This window comes from Shewanella khirikhana (assembly GCF_003957745.1).
Classification (GTDB): Bacteria; Pseudomonadota; Gammaproteobacteria; order Enterobacterales; family Shewanellaceae; genus Shewanella; species Shewanella khirikhana.
This window is the reverse complement of record NZ_CP020373.1, coordinates 3,299,312-3,323,211: the sequence shown is the minus strand read 5'-3', so window position 1 is coordinate 3,323,211 and position 23,900 is coordinate 3,299,312. Positions and strand designations below refer to the sequence as shown.

Annotated in this window: 22 protein-coding genes and 1 pseudogene; 13 read left to right on the top strand and 10 right to left on the bottom strand. The window is 56.1% G+C overall.

The features are described 5' to 3' along the window. The first annotated feature begins 6 nt into the window (after window positions 1-6). The 5 genes from STH12_RS14530 to STH12_RS14510 all read left to right on the top strand — a co-directional run bounded on the left by STH12_RS14530 (window position 7) and on the right by STH12_RS14510 (window position 6,070). The gene (locus tag STH12_RS14530; protein ID WP_126168202.1) at window positions 7-951 is read left to right on the top strand and encodes an alpha/beta hydrolase; all 945 of its coding nucleotides are present in this window, start codon (window positions 7-9) and stop codon (window positions 949-951) included. A gap of 310 nt (window positions 952-1,261) precedes the next feature. Further along, complete coding sequence (locus STH12_RS14525; RefSeq protein ID WP_126168201.1) at window positions 1,262-2,479, top strand: aspartate aminotransferase family protein; 1,218 nt, start codon at window positions 1,262-1,264, stop codon at window positions 2,477-2,479. 160 nt (window positions 2,480-2,639) lie between these two features. Next, window positions 2,640-3,659 (top strand): arginine N-succinyltransferase, encoded by a 1,020-nt coding sequence (gene astA / locus STH12_RS14520; RefSeq protein WP_126168200.1) that lies wholly within the window; start codon window positions 2,640-2,642, stop codon window positions 3,657-3,659. 9 nt (window positions 3,660-3,668) lie between these two features. Continuing rightward, complete coding sequence (astD, locus tag STH12_RS14515) at window positions 3,669-5,129, top strand: succinylglutamate-semialdehyde dehydrogenase (protein ID WP_126168199.1); 1,461 nt, start codon at window positions 3,669-3,671, stop codon at window positions 5,127-5,129. 143 nt (window positions 5,130-5,272) lie between these two features. Further along, window positions 5,273-6,070 carry a DUF1338 domain-containing protein gene (locus STH12_RS14510; protein WP_126168198.1) on the top strand — a complete coding sequence of 266 codons (798 nt, stop codon included), beginning with the start codon at window positions 5,273-5,275 and terminating at the stop codon, window positions 6,068-6,070. Window positions 6,071-6,167: 97 nt separating this feature from the next. Here STH12_RS14510 and STH12_RS14505 read toward each other — a convergent pair whose 3' ends face one another. From STH12_RS14505 to crp, 4 genes are all read right to left on the bottom strand, one after another. Next, entirely contained in the window at window positions 6,168-7,502 is a 1,335-nt protein-coding gene (locus tag STH12_RS14505; RefSeq protein WP_126168197.1) for an ATP-binding protein, read from the bottom strand. After that, window positions 7,499-8,173: a response regulator transcription factor gene (locus STH12_RS14500; protein WP_126168196.1), complete on the bottom strand. Its 675-nt coding sequence runs from the start codon at window positions 8,171-8,173 to the stop codon at window positions 7,499-7,501. The genes STH12_RS14505 and STH12_RS14500 overlap by 4 nt, the downstream gene beginning before the upstream one ends. Continuing rightward, window positions 8,154-8,498 carry a PepSY domain-containing protein gene (locus tag STH12_RS14495; protein WP_126168195.1) on the bottom strand — a complete coding sequence of 115 codons (345 nt, stop codon included), beginning with the start codon at window positions 8,496-8,498 and terminating at the stop codon, window positions 8,154-8,156. Before STH12_RS14495 ends, STH12_RS14500 begins: the two co-directional genes overlap by 20 nt. An 83-nt stretch (window positions 8,499-8,581) precedes the next feature. Next, complete coding sequence (gene crp / locus STH12_RS14490; protein ID WP_126168194.1) at window positions 8,582-9,217, bottom strand: cAMP-activated global transcriptional regulator CRP; 636 nt, start codon at window positions 9,215-9,217, stop codon at window positions 8,582-8,584. 391 nt (window positions 9,218-9,608) lie between these two features. Here crp and STH12_RS14485 point away from each other — a divergent pair, with 391 nt between their 5' ends. Further along, on the top strand, window positions 9,609-10,385 hold the full coding sequence (locus STH12_RS14485; RefSeq protein ID WP_418856584.1) for a tetratricopeptide repeat protein: 777 nt from the start codon (window positions 9,609-9,611) through the stop codon (window positions 10,383-10,385). A gap of 346 nt (window positions 10,386-10,731) precedes the next feature. Here STH12_RS14485 and STH12_RS14480 read toward each other — a convergent pair whose 3' ends face one another. From STH12_RS14480 to STH12_RS14470, 3 genes are all read right to left on the bottom strand, one after another. Continuing rightward, window positions 10,732-11,634, bottom strand: a complete 903-nt coding sequence (locus STH12_RS14480; protein WP_126168193.1) for a phosphoribulokinase — start codon at window positions 11,632-11,634, stop codon at window positions 10,732-10,734. A 92-nt stretch (window positions 11,635-11,726) separates the two neighbouring features. Next, complete coding sequence (locus STH12_RS14475) at window positions 11,727-11,978, bottom strand: YheU family protein (RefSeq protein WP_126168192.1); 252 nt, start codon at window positions 11,976-11,978, stop codon at window positions 11,727-11,729. Further along, window positions 11,962-12,945, bottom strand: coding sequence for a hydrolase (locus STH12_RS14470; RefSeq protein ID WP_126168191.1), 984 nt, complete (start codon window positions 12,943-12,945; stop codon window positions 11,962-11,964). Before STH12_RS14470 ends, STH12_RS14475 begins: the two co-directional genes overlap by 17 nt. A 149-nt stretch (window positions 12,946-13,094) precedes the next feature. Between STH12_RS14470 and STH12_RS14465 the strand changes: the two genes are divergently transcribed. Both STH12_RS14465 and STH12_RS14460 read left to right on the top strand, forming a co-directional pair. After that, window positions 13,095-13,613, top strand: coding sequence for a TAT leader-containing periplasmic protein (locus STH12_RS14465; RefSeq protein WP_126168190.1), 519 nt, complete (start codon window positions 13,095-13,097; stop codon window positions 13,611-13,613). 10 nt (window positions 13,614-13,623) lie between these two features. Beyond that, window positions 13,624-15,299, top strand: a pseudogene (locus STH12_RS14460) (GMC family oxidoreductase N-terminal domain-containing protein). 130 nt (window positions 15,300-15,429) lie between these two features. Here the strand turns inward: STH12_RS14460 and STH12_RS14455 are convergent. Beyond that, entirely contained in the window at window positions 15,430-15,870 is a 441-nt protein-coding gene (locus tag STH12_RS14455; protein WP_126168189.1) for a TIGR02444 family protein, read from the bottom strand. 26 nt (window positions 15,871-15,896) lie between these two features. Beyond that, complete coding sequence (locus tag STH12_RS14450) at window positions 15,897-17,804, bottom strand: ABC transporter ATP-binding protein (RefSeq protein WP_126168188.1); 1,908 nt, start codon at window positions 17,802-17,804, stop codon at window positions 15,897-15,899. Between the two features lie 135 nt (window positions 17,805-17,939). Between STH12_RS14450 and STH12_RS14445 the strand changes: the two genes are divergently transcribed. Further along, complete coding sequence (locus tag STH12_RS14445; protein WP_126168187.1) at window positions 17,940-18,137, top strand: YheV family putative zinc ribbon protein; 198 nt, start codon at window positions 17,940-17,942, stop codon at window positions 18,135-18,137. Between the two features lie 97 nt (window positions 18,138-18,234). Here the strand turns inward: STH12_RS14445 and STH12_RS14440 are convergent, their stop codons facing one another. Beyond that, complete coding sequence (locus tag STH12_RS14440) at window positions 18,235-19,161, bottom strand: LysR family transcriptional regulator (protein WP_126168186.1); 927 nt, start codon at window positions 19,159-19,161, stop codon at window positions 18,235-18,237. A gap of 127 nt (window positions 19,162-19,288) precedes the next feature. Here STH12_RS14440 and STH12_RS14435 point away from each other — a divergent pair, with 127 nt between their 5' ends. The 4 genes from STH12_RS14435 (at window position 19,289) to STH12_RS14420 (ending at window position 23,878) form a co-directional block, all read left to right on the top strand. Then, window positions 19,289-20,203 carry an alpha/beta hydrolase gene (locus tag STH12_RS14435; protein ID WP_126168185.1) on the top strand — a complete coding sequence of 305 codons (915 nt, stop codon included), beginning with the start codon at window positions 19,289-19,291 and terminating at the stop codon, window positions 20,201-20,203. A 43-nt stretch (window positions 20,204-20,246) separates the two neighbouring features. Beyond that, a complete protein-coding gene (locus tag STH12_RS14430) occupies window positions 20,247-21,176 on the top strand; it encodes an alpha/beta hydrolase (protein WP_126168184.1) in 930 nt (309 codons plus the stop codon). 165 nt (window positions 21,177-21,341) lie between these two features. Beyond that, entirely contained in the window at window positions 21,342-22,196 is an 855-nt protein-coding gene (locus STH12_RS14425) for a pirin family protein (RefSeq protein ID WP_126168183.1), read from the top strand. A gap of 143 nt (window positions 22,197-22,339) precedes the next feature. Next, window positions 22,340-23,878, top strand: a complete 1,539-nt coding sequence (locus STH12_RS14420; protein WP_126168182.1) for a glutamate synthase-related protein — start codon at window positions 22,340-22,342, stop codon at window positions 23,876-23,878. Window positions 23,879-23,900: the final 22 nt, after the last annotated feature.

The following is a 23,900-nucleotide window of genomic DNA, read 5'->3' as shown; positions in this document are numbered from 1 at the left end:
CGCCCGATGGCGAGTTGGCAGGCCAAGGTTCTCAACAGCATTCTGTCCTACATTGCCAGACCCAGCATGAACGCCCGTGGCGTTCGTATGTCGCTGCCGGACATCCGACTGCGACTGTTGTCGCTGGATTGCCGCTATCTGCCCTGGCCTGAGGCGCTGACCACCAAAGAACTGCCGCTGACCCACAGCAAGCTGCTGCATTATCAGATGCAGAAAGGCGCTGACGAGTCGAGCCCATCGCCGGGCGTTGCCGACTACGGGCAGTCTGAGCTGGCTATCTTTTATGTGCGCGGCGGTGGTTTTTGTTTGAAAACGCCCCATGCCCATGCACGTTACATCGCCTCCCTTTGCGCTGAGCTCAACGCCGATGCGTTTGTGCCGGACTATCGTCTTGCGCCCGAGCATCCGTTTCCGGCCCCGTTTGAGGATGTGCTGGAAGGATTTCGTGCCTTTCTTGATGCCTGGTCAGGCCCCTTTGTACTGATGGGCGACAGCGCCGGTGGTAATCTGGCCATGGCATTACTGCTCAACGCGCGGGACTTGGGGCTTAAGCTGCCACAAAGCTGCGTGCTGCTGAGTCCGGCGCTGGATTTGGCCATTACCGGCGACAGCGAGCGATTGCTGGCGGCGGATGATCCTTTCTTTACCCCGGAGTCGCTGCTCAGGCTAAGGGGCGCCTATCTGCAGGGCACCAACCCTATGTTACCCGAGGTCAGTCCGCTGCACGGCGAGCTGCACGGACTGCCGCCAGTGTTGCTGCTGGCCGGCACCCGAGAGCTGCTGCTGGAAGATGCCGAACGCATGGCAATGCGGCTGGCAGCGGCTGGCAATGCAGTGGAAAGCCGCTTTATCGCCAACATGCCCCATGTGTTTCCGCTGTTTGAGCTGCTGCCTGAAGCGGTGGAGGGCAGGGGGATCATCGTTGACTTTATTCGTCGTCACCAAGGCTAGCTGAAATGTCTAGTTATGCAGATTTGCTGCATAGTCTCAAAAATTGCACGTAAATAAGTTTTTTTCTGACTAAATATGCCAGTATTTCCACTGCTATTTGCTTTTCTACTGTCTGTCGGCAAATCTTTATGCAGCGACACACGGGCATTTGTGGGGGCTGATTGTGAAAAACTGGTATTTTGATCACATTTTGGCTAATAATGACATCCAGCCGACACAAGCAGATGCTGCAACCCCAGTGACTAAAAAAGATAAGCAGCGGCAAACCGGTAACCCTCAGGGTTGCTTAACACACAAAGGATGAACAGGAATGACTGACAACATGAATCTGACACGTGCCCAGTTTGATGAAGTAATGGTGCCTAACTATGCGCCTGCCGCGGTAATTCCCGTGCGTGGCGAAGGAAGCCGTGTCTGGGATCAGCAAGGTAACGAGTACATCGACTTTGCCGGCGGTATTGCCGTGAACTGTCTGGGTCACTGTCATCCTGCGCTGGTTTCTGCCCTGAAAGAGCAAGGCGAGAAACTGTGGCACCTGTCCAACACCATGACCAACGAGCCCGCGCTGGCGCTGGCCACCAAGCTGGTTGAGTCCACCTTTGCCGAGCGTGTGTATTTTGCCAACTCAGGCGCCGAGGCCAACGAAGCGGCCCTGAAACTGGCCCGTCGCTATGCCATCGAAAACTTCGGTGAGCACAAGGTTGAAGTCATTGCCTTCGACAAGGCCTTCCACGGCCGTACCTTCTTTACCGTTTCTGTTGGTGGTCAGGCTGCCTACTCCGATGGTTTTGGTCCCAAGCCTGCGGCCATCACCCACCTGCCTTTCAATGACATCGCCGCGCTGGAAGCTGCTGTGTCTGACAACACCTGTGCCATCATGCTTGAGCCGCTGCAGGGCGAAGGTGGCATCATCAATGGCGACCCAGAATTCCTGCGTGCCGTTCGCCGTCTGGCCGACAAGCACAATGCCCTGGTTATCTTCGATGAAGTGCAGACTGGCATCGGCCGTACCGGTGAGCTTTATGCTTACATGGGCACCGAAATCGTGCCTGATATCTTGACATCAGCCAAGGCGCTGGGCGGTGGTTTCCCCATCGCGGCCATGCTGACCACGGCCAAGATTGCCGCTCACCTGAAAGTGGGCACCCACGGTTCTACCTACGGCGGTAACCCACTGGCCTGTGCCATCGGTAACGCTGTGATGGATGTGGTGAACAACGCCGAAGTGCTGGATGGTGTTAAGCATCGCGAGCAACTCTTCCGTGACGGTCTGGCCCGTATCAACGAAAAATATCACGTCTTTTCTGAAGTGCGTGGCAAGGGCTTGCTGCTGGGCGCTGTGCTCAACGAGCAGTATGCCGGTCGTAGCCGCGACTTCCTCAATGCCGCCGTGGCCGAAGGCCTGCTGAGCCTGATGGCTGGCGCCAACGTGGTGCGCTTCACTCCTTCACTGGTGATCCCGGAAGCCGATATTGCCGAAGGTCTGGCCCGTTTTGAACGTGCCGTTGCCAAGGTAACAGCTGCCTGATAAAGCCAGGGGCGGCCAAGGTCGCCCCAACAAGATCAGCGAAGTCCTGCCAATCGCCGTGAGGCGTGTTGTCCGTCAGAACCCTGGCGCAGACGTTTGCACCTCCGAGATGCTAAATTGCATAAAAAACCGGCGGGCGGGACCGAGAGGAGAAACAACGATGTTAATCATACGTCCAATCCGATCCAGTGACTTCGATGCCCTGTACAGCATTGCCGTTGAGTCAGGCCATGGCTTTACCTCGCTGCCGGTGAACGAAGATCTGCTGAAACGCAAAATAGCCCGCTCAGAAGCATCCTTTCAAAAAGTCGTGGATAAGCCGTTTGACGAAGGCTATCTGATGGTGCTTGAAGACACCGAAAACGGTTTGGTGGTGGGCACCTGTGCTCTGGAAGCCGCCGTAGGCATGGAAGATGCGTTCTATCATTACCGCCTGGGTACAGAGGTGTATCATTCTGAGCAAATTCAGGTGCGTAACGAAGTCGAGACCCTGACTCTGTGTCACGACTACACAGGCGCCGCCGAACTTTGCACCCTGTTTCTGAAGGCCGATTATCGCCAGGGCAACAATGGCCGCATGCTTTCCCGCAGCCGCTTCCTGTTTTTGGCTCAGCATGCGTCACGCTTCGGTGAAACCGTGATTGCCGAAATGCGCGGGGTCAGCGATGAAAACGGCAACTCGCCCTTCTACTCCTGGTTGCAAAAGCACTTTTTGGGTATCGATTTTGTTGAGGCCGACTATCTCTCGGGCCTTGGCCAAAAAGCCTTTATGGCTGAGATGATGCCAAGAAACCCTGTGTACGTTTGTCTGCTGCCGGAAGACGCGCAAAAGGTGATTGGTGAAGTTCACACCAACACCCGTCCCGCCATCAGCCTGCTGCGTGCCGAAGGCTTCCGTTGCCGCGGCTATGTGGACATTTTCGATGGTGGCCCAACCGTAGAGTGCAATCTGCAGGACATCCGCGGCGTGCGTGAAAGTCGCCTGCTGACGGTTCGCATCGGTGAGATGCCGGCATCGGATGACAGCTATCTTATCTCCAACACCAAGCTGGCCGATTACCGCGCCAGCTGCACCGAGCTGCACATCAGCGCAGACAGTGAAGACGTTATTTTAAGCCCCGAGCTTGCCGCAGGCCTTCTGGTCAGCGACGGCGAGCAGGTGCGGGTACTGGCAATATAGGATTTCGATATGACCCAATTTATCAATGGCCAGTGGCTCGCTGGCGAAGGCAAAGAGATGCAGTCAAACAACCCCGCCAATGGCGAGGTGATTTGGCAGGGCAAAGCGGCGGTACCGGCTCAGGTTGATGCGGCCGTGATGGCTGCCCGTAACGCCCAGTTCGACTGGTTTATGCTGGGCTTTGAAGGTCGTCAGGCCATTGTGGAAGCCTACCGCGCCGAGCTTGAAGCCAATAAGGCTGAGCTGGCCGAAGTGATAGCCCAGGAAACCGGTAAGCCACGCTGGGAAACCGCAACCGAAGTTGCTGCCATGATTGGCAAAGTGGGTCTGTCGATTACCGCTTATCACAAGCGTACCGGCACTGAAGTGAATGATGGCGCCGCAGGCCGCGCTGTGCTGCGTCACAAGCCCCATGGTGTGGTGGCGGTATTTGGCCCTTACAACTTCCCCGGCCACCTGCCAAATGGCCACATAGTGCCTGCACTGCTGGCGGGTAACGCCGTGGTGTTCAAGCCCTCTGAGCTGACTCCAAAAGTGGCCGAAGAGATGTTGAAACTCTGGGACAAGGCCGGTCTGCCCAAGGGCGTGATTAATCAGGTACAGGGCGAAGTGGAGACAGGTAAGGCACTGGCCTCCCATCCACAGCTGGATGGTCTGTTCTTTACCGGCAGCTCACGCACAGGTCACCTGCTGCATCAGCAGTATGCCGGTCATCCGGGTAAAATTCTGGCGCTGGAAATGGGCGGCAACAACCCACTTATCATCAGGGGCGTGAGCGATACCCGCGCCGCCATTCATGACATTATTCAATCGGCCTTTATTTCTTCCGGTCAGCGCTGCACCTGCGCTCGCCGTCTGTATGTGGAAAAAGGCGCCGAGGGCGACAAGCTGCTTGCCGGTCTGGTTGATGCGGTAAAAGCCATCAAGGTTGGCCCATGGAATGCCGAGCCACAACCATTTATGGGCTCGATGATTTCAGAAACCGCTGCTAAAGGCATGCTGGAAGCGCAGCGTAACCTGCTGAATCTTGGTGGTAAGTCGCTGGTTGAGCTGACTCACCTCGAAGTGGGCACCGGTTTGGTTTCCCCCGGCATTGTTGATGTAACCGAAGTGATTGAGCTGCCGGATGAAGAATACTTTGGTCCGCTGCTGCAGGTGGTGCGCTACAGCGATTTTGACGAAGCCATTCGCCTGGCCAACGATACCCGCTATGGTCTGTCGGCCGGTATTCTGGCCGATGATAAAGCCGACTACGAGTACTTCCTCGACCGCATTCGCGCCGGTATCGTTAACTGGAACAAGCAAATCACAGGTGCGTCCGGTTCAGCCCCCTTCGGTGGTGTAGGTGCCTCGGGCAACCACAGAGCCAGCGCCTTCTATGCCGCTGACTACTGCGCCTATCCAGTGGCGTCCATGGAGTCCGACAGCGTGACCATGCCCGCCAGCCTGAGTCCGGGTCTGTCGATATAACCTATGACGGCGCGCTCCATTTGGGCGCGCCGTTTTGTATTACCCGTATCTGTAGTAACCACTGACGTACTGAACACCCGGAATACCGGGCGCAGCGGGACACCACAAGCACACAGGTTTCCGCTGCCGTTAAGGAGTGATTGATGCACACTGATGTAAACGCCTTGTTCGCCGCCCTCTGGCAGGACTATATCGAGATGACCCCTTCCGCCGCCAAGGTTCACAGCCTGCTTGGCAAGGGCGAAGCCATCATCAACGACCATATCGCGCTGCGTACCTTCAATTTGGATAAGGTGAATCTGGACGTGCTGGCGGCCCACTTTGAAGCCCTGGGTTACAAGGCCTGTGCCGACTACAACTTTGATAAGAAGAAGCTGCGCGCCAAGCACTTCGAGCATGCTGACAGCACTCAGCCCAAGGTGTTTATCTCCGAATTGCTGGTGGAAGAATTCAGCCCTGAATTGCAAGCCATTGTGAAAGAGATGGTGGCACAGGTGGATGTGGCTGCGACCAAGGCCGAAAACTTCCTCTACTCAGGTCGCCACTGGAAAGTGGATTTTGCCACCTACCAAAAACTGCTGGCTGAGAGCGAATATGCCGCCTGGGTTGCTGCCTTTGGTTATCGCGCCAACCACTTTACTGTGTCTATCAACCATTTGCCCGGCTACAGCAGCATCCTTGAGGTCAATGATGCCCTCAAACAGGGTGACTTTGTGCTGAATGCGGCAGGTGGCGAAGTGAAAGGCTCACCAGCTGAGCTGCTTGAGCAGTCTTCAACCATGGCCGACCGTATTGCGGTTGCCTTCGATGACCAAACCGTTGAGCTGCCAAGCTGCTTCTACGAGTTTGCCCTGCGCTATCCCAAGGCCGATGGTGAGCTTTACACAGGTTTTGTGGCCGCATCGGCGGACAAGATTTTTGAGAGCACCAACGTTAACTGATGGTTTGTGATGTCGCTGCTGCCTGCGGGCAGATGAAAGAGGCAGCAAACAAAAATCCCGGTCTTGGCCGGGATTTTTTATCTGGATAATCAGAATATTAGTGGAGTCTGAAGCCAATGCTGACCTTAAGGCCGCCCAGGCGTTCGCTGTGGGTGAAATCCAGCTCAAGCTCGTATTGCTCGCAGATCTCTTTGACAATCGATAACCCAAGTCCATGGCCCATCACGGCTTCATCGAGGCGTTTGCCGCGCTCGGTGAGCTGAGACAAGGCTTCGGCCGCTACGCCGGGGCCATCATCTTCAATCTCCAGCCATAAGGTGCTTTCCAGCGGGAAAATCCGCAGGGAAACATCGACAGCGGCCCATTTGCAGGCGTTATCCAAAAGGTTACCGAGTAGCTCCATGCCGTCTTCGCGGTGAATAGGCAAGCGATTGATACCTCTGGCTATATCCACCGCAAAGCGAATTTCTTTGCTGCGATGCACCTTTTCCAGGGTGCCGGTGAGGCTGTCGATATCCCTCGGAATTTGCATTTGCGCCGCAGGCAGCATGTCGCCTGTGATACGCGCAGCGGCAAGCTTGCGCTCAATCATCTTGCGGATCATATCCAGCTGCTGCTGCATGGCTTCGGCCATTTCCGGGTCGCTCAGCCCCAGGGTTTCCACCTGCTGCTGCATTACCGCCAACGGGGTTTTGAGGCCGTGGCTTAAGTTGCCAAGGTTATTGCGGCTGCGGGCGATTTGCTTGCTGGTGTAGTCCAGCAGCTCATTGTAGGTGGACGCCAGCGGATGCAGCTCGGCGGGAATGGTGTCCAGCGCCAGCCGGTCGGTTTCGCCGTCCCTGAGCCGCGACAGGGCTTCTTTGATTTTGCGCAGTGGCTGGAACGATTGGCGCAGCACCAAAAAGATGCCGGTGATCATGGCAAGCAACATGCCGAGGTTGACCATCAGCTTGGTGCCATAGATTTCGCTGAATACCCTGCGGCCAATACTGAGATCCTGCGCCACTGTGAGGGTAGCCTGAATCTCGCCGCTCTGGGATTTAAGCCCCACGCTCAAGAGCTGCATATCGTGGTTTTTCGGCCCCTTGGCCTGCCATACCCGGGTTTCGCCTGGGGCGAGATCCTCGATCTCCAGCTGTTGATCCCACAGGGAGCGCGAACGGATCACTTCTTCTGGCAGGTTCAGCTGGTAATAACGGCCGGAATAGGCAGGTTTGTAGAAGCCCGACAGCATGGATTGATCGATGCCGATATCGCCATCCTGAATGTGGGTGGCAAGGATAACGTGTTCGAGGTCTTCTTCGAGGCGGTTGATAATGGAGTCGTGAAAGGCCTGTCTGAGCATGGATTCAAACAAAAACAGGCCGACTATGGTGCCCACGATCACAAGCCCGGTCAGCCATAGACTGAGCTTGGCGCGAATTGAGATCATACTTCCAGGCCGTGGAAGATATATCCCTGACCGCGACGGGTTTCAATGGCGGTCTTGCCGAGCTTTTTACGCAGGTGGGTCACGTACACTTCCACCACGTTGCTCTCTTTCTCATCGTCAAACTGATACAGCTTGTCGGTAAGCTGGGCTTTGGACAGCAGTTTCTTGGGAGACAACAGGAAGATTTTCAGCAGGCGAAATTCCATGGCGGTAAGCTCATGAATTTGCTCGCCAACCTGCACGGTCTGCTGGGATTCATCCAGCGTCACACCGCCATAGCTAAGTTGCTTGCCAGGGCTTGCGGGACGGCCATGGGCGCGGTTAATCAGTGCATGGATGCGGGCCAGCAATTCCTGGGCGTGGAAGGGTTTGCCCAGATAGTCATCGGCGCCGGCGTTAAAGCCTTCAACCTTTTCGTGCCACTGGCTGCGCGCGGTGAGCATAATCACGGGAGTGGTGATCCCGTCGGTACGCCACTTCTCAAGCAAATTCAGACCATTGCCGTCGGGCAGGCCGATGTCGAGGATCACGCAGTCGTATTGGGTTTCTTTGATAAGGTAGTCGGCGTCAACCGCCTTGTCGGTCACATCGGTAACAAAACCGGCCTGTTTGAGCTGTTTTTGCAGCTCTTTGACCAGCATGGCATTGTCTTCAACGAGTAGCAGTTTCATGGGTTTGGCATTCGTCCGGCAGTACTGAATCGGGACTGAGCTTCCCGCTCGACGCGTCAACGCTCAGATGGGTTATCTGACCACGTTGAAAGCCAAACTGCAAATCATAACGCCAGGAGTCACCATCCTGATACAGGTGGGCGTCGAGCAGTTTTCCCTGGCAAAAGGCCGCGACCCGTTCGAGGGTGGCATCAAGGGAGAGGATCTGTCCTTCACTGACCAGGCGCTTGGCCTCGTAGTGTTCCAGCTCAATGGCCGAAGCTGCCACTTTTCCCTGAAGAAGCAAGGATGTAATGATGATGCCCAAAGGCAGTCTTCGCGACATACATGCTCCTTAAAGAAAAAGTGGCCCCGGATAGATCGAGAGCCACTTTACTTTAGCAGACTTAAGTCAAGCTGAACGCTTTATCAACGGGTGCCGTACACCACGATGGTTTTGCCGTGAGCTTGGATAAGATTTTGTTCTTCAAGCATTTTAAGGATGCGACCTACGGTCTCGCGTGAACAACCCACGATCTGACCGATTTCCTGACGGGTGATCTTGATTTGCATGCCGTCCGGGTGGGTCATGGCATCTGGCTGACGGGCCAGGTGCAGCAGAGTCTGAGCTATGCGACCGGCTACGTCGAGGAAGGCCAGATCGCCTACCTTCTGGCTGGTGCTTTGCAGACGCACAGCCATTTGCGCGGCCAGCTTCATCAGGATTTCTGGATTCACCTGAATCAGTTGCTTGAATTTCTTGTAAGAAATTTCAGCGATTTCACAGGCCTGCTTGGCGCGAACCCAGGCAGTACGCTCGGCTTGTTCTTCAAACAGACCCAGCTCACCAATAAAGTCGCCCTGATTCAGATAAGACAGGATCATCTCCTTGCCTTCTTCATCCTTAATCAGTACTGCAACAGAACCCTTAACGATGTAGTAGAGGGTATCTGAGTCTTCACCGGCGTGGATCAAGGTACTCTTGGCCGGATACTTGTGAATGTGACAGTGGGATAAAAACCATTCCAGAGTTGGATCGGGTTTAGGTTTGCCAATCAGTGCCATGCCCGTGTTCCTCGCATGAAAAAACTTAAGTAAGGTCGTTCTAAATAAGCATTCTACGCCAATGCGTCTGGTCAAACCATGATACAGATCGAAATTCAGAACAACCGAATGTACGCAATTACGCATCAAAATTAATGATTTATTTTGGTGTTTTGGTGATGCATGTCAACCAATACCGTATGACGGCTACAGCCAAAGCGTCAGTCTGTTGCCTAAATCACACCACTGAATGACGCTGTGCCGATCCAGCGCATCCTTTAATAGAACGCTATGGTGAATATTCAGGTTATTCTTTAATGTGAGCCCCGCAAACGCCATGGTACCTTTTGATACTCGACATGGGCGGCGTTTTCTGGCTAACTCATGAAACTTACGTAAAAGGAGCCAAGGTGTGAAGTACTGGCAAGGTATTACGGCAGCCGTCGTTCTGATGTTGAATGTAGGCACCGCTTCGGCATTTTCGCTGCCCCGTCCGGCGGGCGATGAAGCGGCGGGCAAGTTGCTGCACATTGAGATGCGCGCTGCCAATGAAGATGCCGATGCGCAGTTTTTACTTGGTTTGATGCACGTTTCCGGCCGCTACGTTGCCCAGGATGCTGAACTTGGGATGCAGTGGATTGGCCGCGCCGCCAATCAGGGCCATGGCAAGGCTCAGCAAACCCTCGCCGATCTGCGTTTCGAAGGTCAGCTCGTCAACCGTAATCTCGCCGAAGCCGAACGCTGGTATTTGCAAATGAGCCTGCGCGGTGAGCGCTGGGCCAATTTCCGCCTTGGTTTTATTTATGCCGCCGGTGGCGATGGTGTTGAGCGTAACTGCGGCCGTGCCGTGGAGCAGTTTCAGCTCGCGGGCGATCAGGTAGCCCTTGGCAATGCCGCCTGGATTCTGGCCACCTGTCCCGAAGCCAAATACCGCGATGGCTCCAAGGCGGTGACTCTGGCATTGAAGCTGCTGTCTGAAAACGCCAACGACCCGACCAATTTGGATAACCTGGCCGCTGCCTATGCCGAGCTGGGTGACTTCAACAATGCCGTTGCTGCCCAGCAGCGCGCTATTGCCGCCCTTGAACACAGCAAACAAACCGACCTTAAGGCCGAAGAGTTTCATCAGCGCCTGAAGCACTATCAGCAGGGCAAGCCTTATCGCGAAGTGATACCGCTGCAGCCTTGAGCGCATAAAGTAGCCTTGAGCGCATAAAGCAGCCTTGAGCGTATAAAGCAGCCTTTAACTGAGGATCTGGCCTTGAGCCAAATGCAAAAGATGCAAATGCCGAAAGCCCGACTCGCTCGGGTTTTTTGTTGCTTGCAGGGGAGTTTGGCTGGGTAACGCAGAAGGGTAAAGTTTAGCAGGGTGAGGTCGCTGACATACTCAAGGAAGCGAACAGATCAAGATGGGGGAATCCACTCCCGAGAGTATGTCAACTATCGTTATTTCGCCTGAAATCCCGACGTGACAAAGAATACGACCTCACACTTAAGAGAAGCTGAAAACACGGTTAAATTCGGTTTTTTGCGTTTTATTTTGCGCTGTCGTCGCCCGCTTCACTGTCCAGAATCGCCTGACGCTTTTCCTGCAGCTCCTGGATCAGCGGGGTGAGGATAAGCTCCATCGCCAGCGACATCTTGCCGCCGGGCACCACCATGGTGTTCATCCGCGACATAAAGCTGCCCTGCAACATCGACAGGTAGTAAGGGAAGTCCACCTTGTTGAAGCCGCGGAAGCGGATGACCACAAAGCTTTCATCCAGGCTGGGAATGGCCTTGGCCGAGAAGGGGTTGGAGGTATCTACCGTGGGCACCCGCTGGAAGTTGATATGGGTGCGTGAAAACTGCGGCGTCATATGATTGATGTAATCGTCCATGGAACGCACGATAGAGTTCATCACCTTTTCGCGACTGTGGCCCCGGTCTGAGGTATCGCGGATGATCTTCTGGATCCACTCCAGGTTGACGATGGGCACCATGCCAATCAATAAATCCACATGCTGCGCCACGTTGTGCTCGGCGGTTACCACGCCGCCGTGCAGACCCTCGTAAAACAGCATATCGGTATCGCCGGGCAGTTGGCGCCATTGGGTGAAGGTGCCGGGCATCTGGTTGTAGGGCACGGCTTCATCGAAGGTGTGCAGGTAGCTGCGGGTTTCACCTGTGCCGGTGGTGCTGTAATCGGAAAAGCATTGCTCCAGGCGGCCAAAGTCGTTGGCTTCGGGGCCAAAGTAGCTGATGTCGCGGTTTTCGGCCTTGGCCTTGCGGATCATCACTTCCATTTCGGCGCGGGTATAGCGGTGGAAGCTGTCTCCCTCCACATAGGCGGCGTTGATGCCCAACTGCCTGAAGATGTGGTTGAAGGCGGTCGTTGTCGTCGTGGTCCCGGCGCCGGATGAACCGGTGACAGCTATGATGGGATGCTTGGCAGACATGGCGCTTCCTGAAATGTTAATAAAAGATGAACAGCGGGCGAAACCCGTTAGTTATACGGGTTCCGGCCCCCCCGGGTCAATAGCGCCGGGGTTCAATCCAGGTCCTGGTGGGGTGCCAGCTCGCTGCGGTGGCGGATGCCAACGCTGTCGTTATCTTCTGAATATTCCACCACCAACTCGCCTTTTTTCAGCAGGGTTTTACAGTGGGCAATGGCCCGCTCGAGCCCGTCGTTGTCCAGGCTGGCAAAGCTGCCATCTTCCACCTGAGTCAGCAGGTATTCGCGGATCAGGTTGTTGAGGGTATCCACCGGCAACTGGCCCAGTGCCTCATAGGGGATCAGCATCCAGACCTCCGGTTAAAAATTGCAAAATGCGCCGCTCCAGATAGAAGCGGGGGCGCCAGGGACTGCCGCCATCGATAAAGCCCACATGGCCACCGTTGCTGTGCAGTTCATATTCCACGGCCGGCGACAGCTCTGCGTCTTTGGGGATCACCGCATCAGTCATGAAAGGATCGTCCGCCGCGTGCATCACCAGGGTTGGGGTGGTGATGTTTTTCAGGAACGGCAGACCGCTGGCGCGGCTGTAGTAGTCGTGCACATCGGCAAAGCCGTGCAGTGGCGCCGTGACCCTATCGTCAAATTCAAAGAAGGTTTGCAGCGATGCCACCTCCTGAGAGAGCACCGGCATCGCGGGCCCAAGCCGTGCATCGTTGACTTTAAAGGCAAGTTTGGCCTGCAGCTGGCGGATAAGGTAGCTCTGGTACACCCGGGAGAAGCCCTTTTCCAGCCGCTTGGCACAGGCGGATAATTGCAGCGGCGCCGAGACCACTACCGCCCGCGTTATCTCACTTTGCTCGCCCTGTTCCCCCAGATATTTACCCAGCACATTGCCACCCAGGCTGTAACCCACCGCCAGAATTGGGCTGTCCGGCAAGCGGCTGCGGATAGTCGCCAGGGTGTGGGCCAGATCCTGGGTATCACCGCTGTGATAGGAGCGGGGCAGGCGATTGGGCTCGCCCGAACAGCTGCGATGATGATGCACCACGGCGGCAATCCCGGCCACCTTACAGCTGTGCAGCAACCGACTGGCGTAGTGGGAGCGGGCACTGCCCTCAAGGCCGTGGATGGCCAGTAGCAGCGGTTTGCCGTTCTCTGCCTTGCCCAGCCAGTCCAAATCGAGAAAGTCGCCGTCGGGCAGTTCCAGCCGCTCACGGCTAAGGGGCGGTGTTGGCTGCTTGGTCAATACCGGCAGGATGGTTTGCACATGGGGGCTTTTCGCCCACCAGGCGGGTCTGAAGTGGCTGGTCATACCTTGGAATTAGTTGCCCGGAAATAAAACGTGTGTTTAAGTTGGGCAATTATAACCATGAGCGGCTCCGGTAAAAAAGCGCTGTGTTGACGGCGGCCGCCGGTCGGTCCAGCCAAGGTGCATTTGGCCTTGCCGGGAGGGGGAACTCCATGAACAGACGCAAATTTTTGCTCGGTGCCTTGGGCGGCAGTGCAGCGCTGGCGCTGGGTGTCAGCCTGTATCAGCCCGAATTTGCTCAGGATGAGCGCTATGATGAAGAGCACCGGCTGTTGTTTTCTGTGTTGCTGCCAGTGCTGCTCGATGGTGCCTTACCCGAGATGGCGGTGCCACGGGAAGCGGCGATGAATCGCACCCTGGACGCCATTGCCAAAACCGTGGCTGTGCTGCCTGTCGACCAGCGTAAAGAGCTGCTGCAACTGCTCGACTCCCTCGAAAATCGCTTTGGCCTGCTACTGCTTACCGGCAGTATGACGCCATTGCTGCTGCGCTCTCCCGCCGAGCTGACTGCCTTTATTGAAGACTGGCGCCAGAGCAGCCTTGCGCTTTTCAATACGGCTTATCTGGGGCTTAGAGAGCTGGTACTTGCCAGCTTCTACAGCTGCCCCGAGCATTGGGCCGCGCTCAACTACGCCAAACCCGAGTTACCCGGGATCACCGTCAAGGCTTAAGGAGACTGTTATGGCTATTGTGGATCCCATTCGCGAAGGCTTGGCGGCCGGTTGGAAACATTTGGATGGTGCCAGTTACGACGCGCCTGCCAAGCTGCAAACCCTCGAAGCCGATGTGGTGATTATTGGTACCGGGGCGGGCGGCGGCGTGGCGGCAGAAATCCTCACCCAGGCGGGCTTGTCGGTGATCATGGTTGAGAAGGGGCCACTGCGTTCATCTTCTGACTTCGATATGGAAGAGCGCACCGCCTACCCCAATCTGTATCAGCAGGCGGCGGCGATGAAAACCGCCGACAAGGGCATTGGTATTTTCCAGGGCCGGGCTGTGGGCGGCTCCACCACGGTCAACTGGACAACGTCCATTCGTACTCCCCCCCAGCACTGGATTTCTGGGCCGCCGAATATGGCGTGAAGGGTATGTCTGAAGCCGAAATGGCACCCTGGTTTGAGCAAATGGAGCAGCGGCTCAATATCAGCAAGTGGGCCTTCGACCCCAACCGCAACAATGCCATGCTGCGTAAGGGCTGCGAGCAACTGGGCTGGGACTACACGGTGATCAAGCGCAATGTGCTGGGCTGCTGGAACACCGGCTATTGCGGCATGGGCTGTCCGGTTAATGCCAAGCAGTCAATGCTTGTCACCACGATTCCATCGGCACTGAACGGCGGCGCAACCCTGCTGAGCCGGTTCGAGGCGGTGAAGATTGAACATCAGGGCGATAAGGTGTTTGGTATTCGGGTCCGGGCCCGCGACAGCGCGCTCAAGCCCCGCAGCGATGAGCTGATGCTTAAGGGCAAGCACTATATTCTTGCCGGCGGCGCTATCCACACCCCGGTGCTGATGATGCGCTCCAAACTTGCCGATCCTATGCAGCTGCTGGGTAAACGCACCCTGCTGCATCCCACTGTGCTGTCCGGTGCCCTGTTCGATGAGGCCATTAACGGCCACAGCGGTGCGCCCCAATCGATTTATTCCGACCAGTTTGTCTGGCAAAACGGTGCTGCCGGCGAGCTTGGTTACAAGCTGGAAGTGCCGCCAATCCATCCGGTGCTGATCGCCTCCAAAACCCTGGGTTTTGGCAAAAGCCATGCTGAGCTGATGGCCAACTTCAATCAGTTGCAGGTGGTGATAGCGCTCATCCGCGATGGTTATCATCCGGACAGCCCCGGTGGTAATGTGATGCTCACCGAGGATGGTTTCAAACTGGATTACCCGCTGAGTGCGGGTTTCTGGCAGGCCGCTCGGCGCGCCTTTGCCAGCATGGCCGAGCTGCAATTTGCCGCCGGTGCCCGCAAGGTGCTGCCCATCAGCGAAGGGGTGGGGTACTTAAACTCGTGGCAGGAGGCCAAAACGGCGATTGCCAATATGCCCTTGGCACCGCTGAAAACCGTGGTAGCCTCGGCTCACGTGATGGGCGGTTGCCCCATGGGTGAAGACAAGGCCAAGACCATGGTCAACAGCATGGGCCGCAGCCATTATCTGCAAAACCTGTCGGTAATGGACGGCTCGATTTTCCCAACCAGTCTGGGCGCCAATCCGCAGCTGTCGATTTATGGCATCACGGCCCGCAACGCCACTGCGCTGGCAAAAGAGCTGAGGCCCGAGCAGGCCGCGCCTGTGCCCGAAACCATGCTCGAAGCCATGCCCGAGACTATGCCTGTGTCAGCGCCAGAAACGGCGACTTAAGTCAGTGCAGCACGTCACTAAGGCGAGTACTCAGGCGAATACTCTGATGCGTAAAGCTATCGACAAATAGCGGCTGTGACGTGACAGCAATAAAAAAGGCGCCCTGGGCGCCTTTTTTAATATGCCTGACTCAGTGCCTGAGCTCGGCGGCTACATCGATTTCGAGGCCGAATTCTGACAGCAACAGTCCCAGATTGTCGGCATTGCCTTCGCTGGCTTCGATATGATTGAGTCGGTGCAGCAAGAGTTTTTGCACCTTGCGCTCCATCATCAATTCCACATCCAGCATCTGGCGGTATTCATCGTCACTCAGGCTCGGCTTTGCCAGTTGGCGCAAGCGGCGATAAGGGCCAATCAGGCGCTCATCCCATGCACCAACTTCGGCAATCAGCTGCTGCCATTGGCCGAGGGATAAACTGATGTCGCGTTTGTCCAGCTCACTGGCCAGCAACAGCAGATTGACGTTGATCTGGCAGTCGTCCTGCAGCCGTAAACACAGCGCCTCGTGGGTGCTGTAGTGGGCCTCACAGGCATGCCAGAGCTCCTGGGTGAAGATTTCCTCTGTGGTCAATTCGTGACTCCTTTCACCATCGAAAATCAGCCCATGGCCTCCAGTTCGATGGCATCAATTTGTTCCTGTAACTCCAGCCAGGCCATTTCGCTTTCTTCCTGTTGCTGACCAAGGGTAGTACGTTCGGCCAGGATTTGGGTCAGTTCGGCCTTGTTGGCGGCCTCGTAAAGGCTGGTGTCGGCGAGGCGTTGTTCCAGTTCCGACAGGCGTTGAGCCAGTTTTTGCTGTTGTTGTTCCAGCTTGTCCTGCTGCTTTTTCAGCGGAGAGAGCTTTTGTCTGAGTTCGGCTTCCAGCCGTTTTTGCTGTTTCTTATCGACGGCAGGACGTTCATTGTCGTTGCTGGTGGCACGGGATGCCGCCGCTTTGGCTGCATCCAGCAGCCACTGATGGTAATCGTCCAAATCACCGTCAAAGGTGCTGACTTCGCCGCCTTCGACCAGATAATAATCGTTGCAGGTCAACCTTAACAGATGCCTGTCGTGGGACACAATCACCATAGCGCCTTCAAAGGTTTGCAGTGCCAGCGTCAGGGCGTGGCGCATTTCCAGATCCAGGTGGTTGGTCGGTTCGTCAAGCAGCAGCAGATTGGGGCGTTGCCATACCAAGAGCGCCAGCACCAGACGGGCTTTTTCGCCGCCAGAGAAGGGGGCAACCGGCGACAGCGCCATGTCGCCATTAAAGCCAAAGCCGCCGAGGAAGTCCCGCAGCTCCTGCTCGCGATGAGTAGGCGCCAGACGCTGCAGGTGCATCAGCGGCGAGTCATCCAGATGCAGGTATTCCAGCTGATGCTGGGCAAAGTAGCCGATGTTAAGGCCGGGGTTGGGCTCATAACGGCCGGTCATCGGCTTAAGCTCACTGGCGAGCAGTTTAATCAGGGTCGATTTACCGGCGCCGTTGCGGCCGAGCAAACCGATACGCGCGCCCGGCACCAGGTTCAGATGCACCTTACCCAGGATTGGGGTGTCGCCATAACCCACAGACACGTTTTCCATGGCCACCAATGGATTGGGCAGACTGGCGGGCTCACGAAATGCCATATGAAACTGGCTGTCGGCCTTGGCGGGCAACAGCTCGGTCATCTTCTCCAGCGCCTTTAACCGGCTTTGTGCCTGCTTGGCCTTACTGGCCTTATAGCGGAAACGGTCGACGAAGGATTGCATATGGGCGCGTTCGCGCTGCTGACGCTCGAAAGCGACTTGCTGCTGCGCCATACGCTCGGCGCGGGTACGCTCGAAGGTGGAGTAGTTACCCTTGTAATAATTGAGTTTTTGCTGCTCTACATGGACGATTTCATCCACAATGGCATCGATAAAGTCACGGTCGTGGCTGATCAGCACCAGGGTGCCCGGGTAGGCTTTAATCCAGTCTTCCAGCCAGAACATGGTGTCCAGATCCAGGTGGTTGGTGGGTTCGTCAAGCAGCAGCAGATCCGAGCGGCACAGCAGCGCCTGGGCCAGGTTCAAACGCATCCGCCAGCCACCGGAGAAGCTCTTCACCGGTGATGATTGCTTGTCTTCGCTAAAGCCCAAGCCCGCCAGCAGTGCGCCGGCACGGGCGCGGATACTGTAGCCGCCAATGGCATCGAGCTTGCCGTGCAGCAGCGCAATGGCATGGCCATCGTTGTCGGCCTCGGCCTGACGCAGGTCGGCTTCCAGCTCGCGAAATTCGGTATCGCCATCCAGCACGTACTCAAGCGCCGAGACATCCAGCGCCGGTGTCTCCTGTGCTACCGAGGCAATGCGCCACTCGCGCGGTACCTGCAGCTCACCCTTATCCAGCGTCAGCTTGTCCATAATCAGGGCTAAAAGTGATGACTTGCCGGTGCCGTTGGCGCCGACCAGACCAACTTTGTGGCCGGGGTAAATGGTGAGATTGGCCTCATCCAGCAAGACTTTGCTGCCGCGGATAAGCTGGGCCTGGGACAGGGTGATCATGGATATTCAACACGCAGTGGGAAAGGGCTGAATGATAACCAAGTTCGGGCCTGGCATCCAGCGTGACGCCCGCATTAGGGTTGGCCGTGGAAGCTGTGGCACAATAGCGGCGTTTTTTTCAGGTGGGTGTTTCCAATGAGTCAGAACAAAAGACGTTTTGTGGCCGGCGCCAAGTGCCCCAAGTGCGGCGCCACCGACAGCATAGTGCTGTTTAAAGACAATGGTGTTGAAACCGTTGAGTGTGTCGAGTGTGATTACCGCGATCAACAGGCCGAAGAAAAGGTTGCCCAAAAGGCATCCGGTGCCGTGATTGGGGTGTTTAAGCCTGATTGAGTGGGGTGTAACAGCATTCCAGAGCTTAAATATCAAAGCGTTAAAAGCGTATCAGGGGCGCCCGTCCCCTGGACCCTTACCGATGTCTGGTTGCCTCTCAGCGCGGGCTCATTGTCCCGCGTTTTTCCAATAGAAAGTCCATCAATACTCTTATTTTTTTCGGCATTTGCTCCCGGGAAGGCACATAGAGATAAAAGCCCGGGAAGGGTTTGCACCAGTCTTTGAGTACCCTCACCAGGCTGCCGTCATCCAGGTGTTTTTGCACCGTCATATCAAAGTGTTTAACCAGCCCCACGCCTTGCAGCGCCGCTTGCAGCATACTGCTGTCATCGTTGAAGACCGCATTGCCCTTTGGTTCAAACACGAAGGTTTGCTTGTCGGCATCCGGTGAGGTTAATGACCAGGGATCGAGTGTGCCGCTGGTGGTGAAGCGGTAAGCCAGGCAGTTATGCTGTGCCAACGCCATGGGGCTATCGGGTACACCAAAGCGTTGGAAATAATCCGGTGAGCCAACGATAGCCATGGTCAACATGGGTGTAATGGGCAGCGCGACCATATGCTCATCCACACTGAGCCCCAGCCGAATACCTGCGTCCATACCTTCAGCGACAATATTGGTAAAGCCATCATCCATCACCAGTTCAAGACGCACCTTGGGATAGCGGCTCAGGAACTCGCCCAAATATGGCTCGATAAGTAATTTGGCCGCTGGCCGGGATGAGCTGAGGCGAATTAATCCAGACGGCTCGGTGTGGGATTCACCCAACTCGTTTACCACCTGATTTATTTGGGTAAGTGATGGTTGCAGAGTGTCCAGCAGCCGCTGACCTTCTTCTGTCAGCGACATGTTGCGGGTGGTGCGATTGATAAGTCGCACCTGCAACTGCTGCTCCAGGGCTTTGAGTTGTTGCGACAGCGCAGCGCGGGTCACCCCCATTTCCGCCGCCGCTTTGGTAAAGCTTCGGTGGCGGGCGATGTGGGCAAACCAGGTCAGGGATGCGATGAGTGAAGGTTCTATGGCCATTTGTTTAGCATAGCTTAACACTGATGTGTCGAAAAGGCGGTTTATATTACTTAGGTGCTTTTTTACACTGGCTTCAGCTTGATGTCATTCCGACACCTGCGCAGCAACCCGTCAGGAGCAACTGGTCATGTTGAAAGTCAACTTTAACAATTTAAACGGTCAGGGCATTACTATGGCCGCCGTTATCAATTTCCCTGCCAACTTCAGTGAAACCGGGCAGTACCCCGCCGTGGTAGTGTCGCATCCTGGCGGTGGCGTAAAAGAACAGGCCGCCGGACTGTACGCAAAAAAACTCGCCGAACACGGGTTGATTACCATTGCATTCGATCGCTCATATCAGGGGGAAAGCACAGGTGAGCCGCGCCAATTGGAAAACCCGCATATCAGCGCCGAAGATGTCAGCGCTGTGGTGGATTATCTGACCACGCTTCCCTATGTCGACAACAGCAGAATAGGTGCCATGGGCGTGTGCGCCGGTGCGGGCTACAGTGCCAATGCGGCCATTAACGATCGCCGTATCAAGGCGTTGGCCATGGTGAGTGCGGTGAATATTGGCCAAATGTTCCGCAATGGCTGGGATGGTTCAGTCGCCGATGCCGCGGCGCTTCCTTACATTGAAGCTGGCTCAGGCGCCCGCACCTATGACGCCAATAACGGTGACTACGCCATTATTCCGCTTGCACCCATGCGTGAAGAGGATGCGCCAAACGCTGAACTGCGCGGCGCCTGGGAGTATTACCACACCCCACGTTGTCAGCACCCCAATGCACCGGGTTTCGCCCTTACACGTAACCTGAACCAGATCATTACCTACGATGCCTATCACAAGGCGGAGGCGTTCCTGACCCAGCCGATCCTGGCCGTGGTTGGCACCAACGCCGGCAGCAAATGGATGAGCGACGACTTGCTGGAGCGCGCCGCTAGCACGGATAAACAGTTGCATCTGGTGGAAGGCGCTGATCACATGGATTTGTACGATGTCGCCAATTATGTCGATGAAGCCATCTCGGCGTTGGCGCCTTTCTTCACTACCCGTTTGTAACGACCAGCCTGACTCGCACTCACGACATCAACAGGACCTTGCCATGAGCCACATGCAAACCGTTAGTTATCGAAATCTCGGCTGGGAGATTGCGGCCGACCTGTATCTGCCAACAGGATTTGATGAAAATCAGTCATATCCGGCAATCGTCAGCACTCATCCTATTGGCAGTTGTAAAGAGCAGACCGCCGGAAACATTTATGCCAAAGCCCTGGCGAAGGAGGGATTTGTCGTGCTGGTGCATGATGCCAGCTTCCAGGGCGCCAGTGGCGGACAGCCGCGCTACATCGAAGATCCGGCAATCCGCGTTTCTGATATCCGCTTTGCCGTTGACTACCTGCAATCTTTGCCTTTTGTGGATGCCCAGCGTATCGGCGCCATCGGGGTATGCGGCGGCGGTGCCTATACCATTCATGCGGGTATTACCGATCATCGCCTCAAAGCTCTGGTGTCCATTACCGGTGTTAACTATGGGCGGCTCATCCGCGAGGGCTTTGCTGAGTTTAAGCCCCGTGAACTCGCAAGCAGCATCGCCCAAATGCGCACCGCCCAGGCCATGGGCGCCAAACCTGTGGCTGCCGATTTGTTGCCACAATCAGTCGCAGCAGCAAGGGATGCTGGTATCAGCGACATCGATGTGCTGGAAGCCACTGAGTATTACAAAACCGAGCGGGGACAGCAGGCCAACGGCACCACCAGCCAACTGATGTCATTTACCGGCGCCGCCATGGGCTGGGATGCATTCTTGAATGCCGAAACCCTGCTGACGCAACCACTGATGGTGGTGATTGGTGATAAACCGGGTGCTTTTGGTGCGTTCAGGGATGGGTGGGAAATTTATAGTCGCGCCGCTTCTGCCGACAAACAGATAGTGGTGGCTGAGGGCTGGTCTCACTACGACCTCTACGACAAACCTGAGCCCGTAGCCATTGCCATGGCCAGGGTTGCCCCTTTCTTTAAACAGCATCTGTAACAGACGATGGCCGGGCAGCGAGGTGTTCAGTCGCTGCCCGGTTTGGTGTTGGTGAATTGAAATGGGTTATGTTTCTAAATTTTAGAAAGGTTGGCGCGTAATATTGCAATATTCTTTCGCCTTGAGTCGGATTAAGCTGTTCCTTATCGAATTGGAGGAAGCATAATGAAACTCAAGACCCGTTTATTTTCCCGCCCGGCCATGGATGGTGACGGCGTCAATATCCGCCGGGTGGCCGACTTCAACCGGCTGCTGCTGGACCCGTTTTTGATGGTGGACGAAATCCGCTCCGACGATAAAAGCGATTTTATCGGTGGCTTTCCGCCGCACCCGCACCGTGGCATAGAAACCTTTACTTATATTCGCAAAGGTGGCTTTGAGCATCGCGACCACATGGGTAACGTGCGTGCCATTCGGGGTGGTGATGTGCAGTGGATGAGCACAGGCTCCGGGGTTATTCACTCGGAAATGCCGCTGGCCGATGCCAACGATGGCCTGCATGGTTTCCAGATTTGGCTCAATATGCCTGCCGCAGACAAGATGCGCCCGGCGCGTTATGTCGACAGCACCGAAAAGCCGCAAATCCGCTATCCAAATGAGCGCGGCGCGTCCTTTTATCCACTGGCAGGCAACTGGCAGTTTGAGGGCCGGGAGCTTGATGGTCTAATCGATGGCGTGGCGGCCAATGGTGCCGTGGCTGACCTTAGCCTGGATGCCGATGGCAGCGCCGGTTTTGCCCTCGGGCATCGCGGTTTTGTCGGCGCTTATATTTATCAGGGCGCCTTGATGGGTGAGAGCGGCCAGCGTCATGAAAAGGGCGAGTATCTGGTGCTTGCGCCCGGCGATATCGAATTTATCGCCACCGAAGCAGGCGCCGGTGTGCTGCTGTTTGCCGGTGAACCCATAGGCGAGAAAATCGTTCACATGGGCCCCTTTGTGATGAATACTGAAGAAGAAATTCGTCAGACCATTGATGACTACCAGGCGGGCCGTTTTGGCTCCCTCGAGTTGCCAAAATAAGCAAGGTACAAATAATTGCCCGTGCAGTAACCACGGGACTTAACAGCACCCTGCGAATCCTTTGGGCCCTTCGGGGCCCAGTTTCCAGCGAAAGCCTCAGTGCTTGATGTTCGCGCCGACCCCGAAATGACGGAGAAGCCGACATGAGTAATCCCATCATCGCCGACACCAAGCCTGCCAGGGTACAGCTGACCGAAGGCAAGGACTATTTCTTTTGCGCCTGTGGTCGCTCATCGAGCCAACCCTTCTGTGATGGCTCCCATCAGGGCAGCGAGTTCTCACCCAAACGCTTTGTGGCCGAAGCCAGCGGCGAAGCCTATTTATGCCAGTGCAAACACACCCGTAATCCACCATTTTGCGATGGCAGCCATAAGGCCTTCGACGATGCCATGAAGGGCAAAGAAGGCCCCGGGATCAGTGCCGAGTTACCGGCTGCCAAAGCCACCGCCGAAGAGCCCACGGTGGAACTTATTCATCAGTTGGCGCGGGAAGGCCTTGCCGGTGTTGGCCATCATGGCCCCATGGTTGCCATGGGGGTACCAGGAACACAGCTGCCCCAGTGGGATGACCTGCAAATCATGGTGGCGCAGATGGCGAAAAAGCCGCTGATGGAAGATGTGGACGTCGCCACTGAGCTGGTTATCGGCCCAGAGGCCCGTAAGCCTCTGGTGCTGAAGATGCCACTGTTTGTATCGGATATGAGCTTCGGCGCCCTGTCTGAAGAGGCGAAAACCGCCCTGGCGAAGGGCGCTGAGCTTGCCGGAACCGGCATTTGTTCCGGCGAAGGTGGCATGTTGCCAGAAGAACAGGCCGCAAACAGCCGCTATTTTTATGAACTCGCCAGTGCCAAATTTGGCTTTAAAGAGTCGTTGCTCAGCCAGGTGCAGGCGTTTCATTTCAAGGGCGGTCAGGGGGCTAAAACCGGTACCGGTGGCCATCTGCCTGCCAGTAAAAACGTGGGTAAGATAAGTGAAGTGCGGGGCATTCCGGAAGGGCAGAGTGCCGTATCACCGCCCACCTTTACTGACTTAAGCAGCGTCGGTGATTTTCGTCACTTTGCCGACCGAGTGCGGGAGCTTAGCGGCGGCATTCCTGTGGGTTTTAAGCTGTCGGCCAATCATATTGAGCGGGATATCCAGTTTGCCCTTGATGCCGGTGCCGATTACATCATCCTCGATGGCCGTGGTGGCGGTACGGGGGCCGCACCTGCCATTTTCCGCGACCATATCAGCGTACCGACCATTCCTGCGCTGGCCCGCGCCCGGCGTTATCTCGATGCCGCCGGAGCCAGTGGCCGGGTGACTCTCATTATCACCGGTGGCCTGCGGCTGCCGATGGATTTTGTTAAAGCCATGGCCCTTGGCGCCGATGGGGTGGCCATTGCCAACAGCGCCATGCAGTCCGTCGGCTGCGTGGCGGCCAGGATTTGTAACACCAATAACTGTCCGGCGGGTATCGCCACCCAGCGGGGCGACTTGCGCGCCAGGCTCAATGTGGATAAATCGGCCCGTCAGCTGGCGAACTTCCTCGAGTCTTCCGTAGGCCTGATGCAGGTGATGGCCAGAGCCTGTGGCCACAGGGCACTGAGCGACTTCAATCTGGACGACCTGGCCACCTGGCAGTGGGAGATGGCAAGGCTCAGCGGCGTGCGCTTTGCCGGTGTTGGGGTAGCAGACAAGTAACAACCGTTTGCATATTGAAAAG

What these genes read in the sequence shown, in the direction of transcription:
- STH12_RS14530 (WP_126168202.1), top strand. Translation starts at nt 7, where the DNA reads ATGGCGAGTTGGCAGGCCAAGGTTCTCAACAGCATTCTGTCCTACATT.
- STH12_RS14525 (WP_126168201.1), top strand. Translation starts at nt 1,262, where the DNA reads ATGACTGACAACATGAATCTGACACGTGCCCAGTTTGATGAAGTAATG.
- astA (WP_126168200.1), top strand. Translation starts at nt 2,640, where the DNA reads ATGTTAATCATACGTCCAATCCGATCCAGTGACTTCGATGCCCTGTAC.
- astD (WP_126168199.1), top strand. Translation starts at nt 3,669, where the DNA reads ATGACCCAATTTATCAATGGCCAGTGGCTCGCTGGCGAAGGCAAAGAG.
- STH12_RS14510 (WP_126168198.1), top strand. Translation starts at nt 5,273, where the DNA reads ATGCACACTGATGTAAACGCCTTGTTCGCCGCCCTCTGGCAGGACTAT.
- STH12_RS14505 (WP_126168197.1), bottom strand. Translation starts at nt 7,502, where the DNA reads ATGATCTCAATTCGCGCCAAGCTCAGTCTATGGCTGACCGGGCTTGTG.
- STH12_RS14500 (WP_126168196.1), bottom strand. Translation starts at nt 8,173, where the DNA reads ATGAAACTGCTACTCGTTGAAGACAATGCCATGCTGGTCAAAGAGCTG.
- STH12_RS14495 (WP_126168195.1), bottom strand. Translation starts at nt 8,498, where the DNA reads ATGTCGCGAAGACTGCCTTTGGGCATCATCATTACATCCTTGCTTCTT.
- crp (WP_126168194.1), bottom strand. Translation starts at nt 9,217, where the DNA reads ATGGCACTGATTGGCAAACCTAAACCCGATCCAACTCTGGAATGGTTT.
- STH12_RS14480 (WP_126168193.1), bottom strand. Translation starts at nt 11,634, where the DNA reads ATGTCTGCCAAGCATCCCATCATAGCTGTCACCGGTTCATCCGGCGCC.
- STH12_RS14475 (WP_126168192.1), bottom strand. Translation starts at nt 11,978, where the DNA reads ATGCTGATCCCCTATGAGGCACTGGGCCAGTTGCCGGTGGATACCCTC.
- STH12_RS14470 (WP_126168191.1), bottom strand. Translation starts at nt 12,945, where the DNA reads ATGACCAGCCACTTCAGACCCGCCTGGTGGGCGAAAAGCCCCCATGTG.
- STH12_RS14465 (WP_126168190.1), top strand. Translation starts at nt 13,095, where the DNA reads ATGAACAGACGCAAATTTTTGCTCGGTGCCTTGGGCGGCAGTGCAGCG.
- STH12_RS14450 (WP_126168188.1), bottom strand. Translation starts at nt 17,804, where the DNA reads ATGATCACCCTGTCCCAGGCCCAGCTTATCCGCGGCAGCAAAGTCTTG.
- STH12_RS14445 (WP_126168187.1), top strand. Translation starts at nt 17,940, where the DNA reads ATGAGTCAGAACAAAAGACGTTTTGTGGCCGGCGCCAAGTGCCCCAAG.
- STH12_RS14440 (WP_126168186.1), bottom strand. Translation starts at nt 19,161, where the DNA reads ATGGCCATAGAACCTTCACTCATCGCATCCCTGACCTGGTTTGCCCAC.
- STH12_RS14435 (WP_126168185.1), top strand. Translation starts at nt 19,289, where the DNA reads ATGTTGAAAGTCAACTTTAACAATTTAAACGGTCAGGGCATTACTATG.
- STH12_RS14430 (WP_126168184.1), top strand. Translation starts at nt 20,247, where the DNA reads ATGAGCCACATGCAAACCGTTAGTTATCGAAATCTCGGCTGGGAGATT.
- STH12_RS14425 (WP_126168183.1), top strand. Translation starts at nt 21,342, where the DNA reads ATGAAACTCAAGACCCGTTTATTTTCCCGCCCGGCCATGGATGGTGAC.
- STH12_RS14420 (WP_126168182.1), top strand. Translation starts at nt 22,340, where the DNA reads ATGAGTAATCCCATCATCGCCGACACCAAGCCTGCCAGGGTACAGCTG.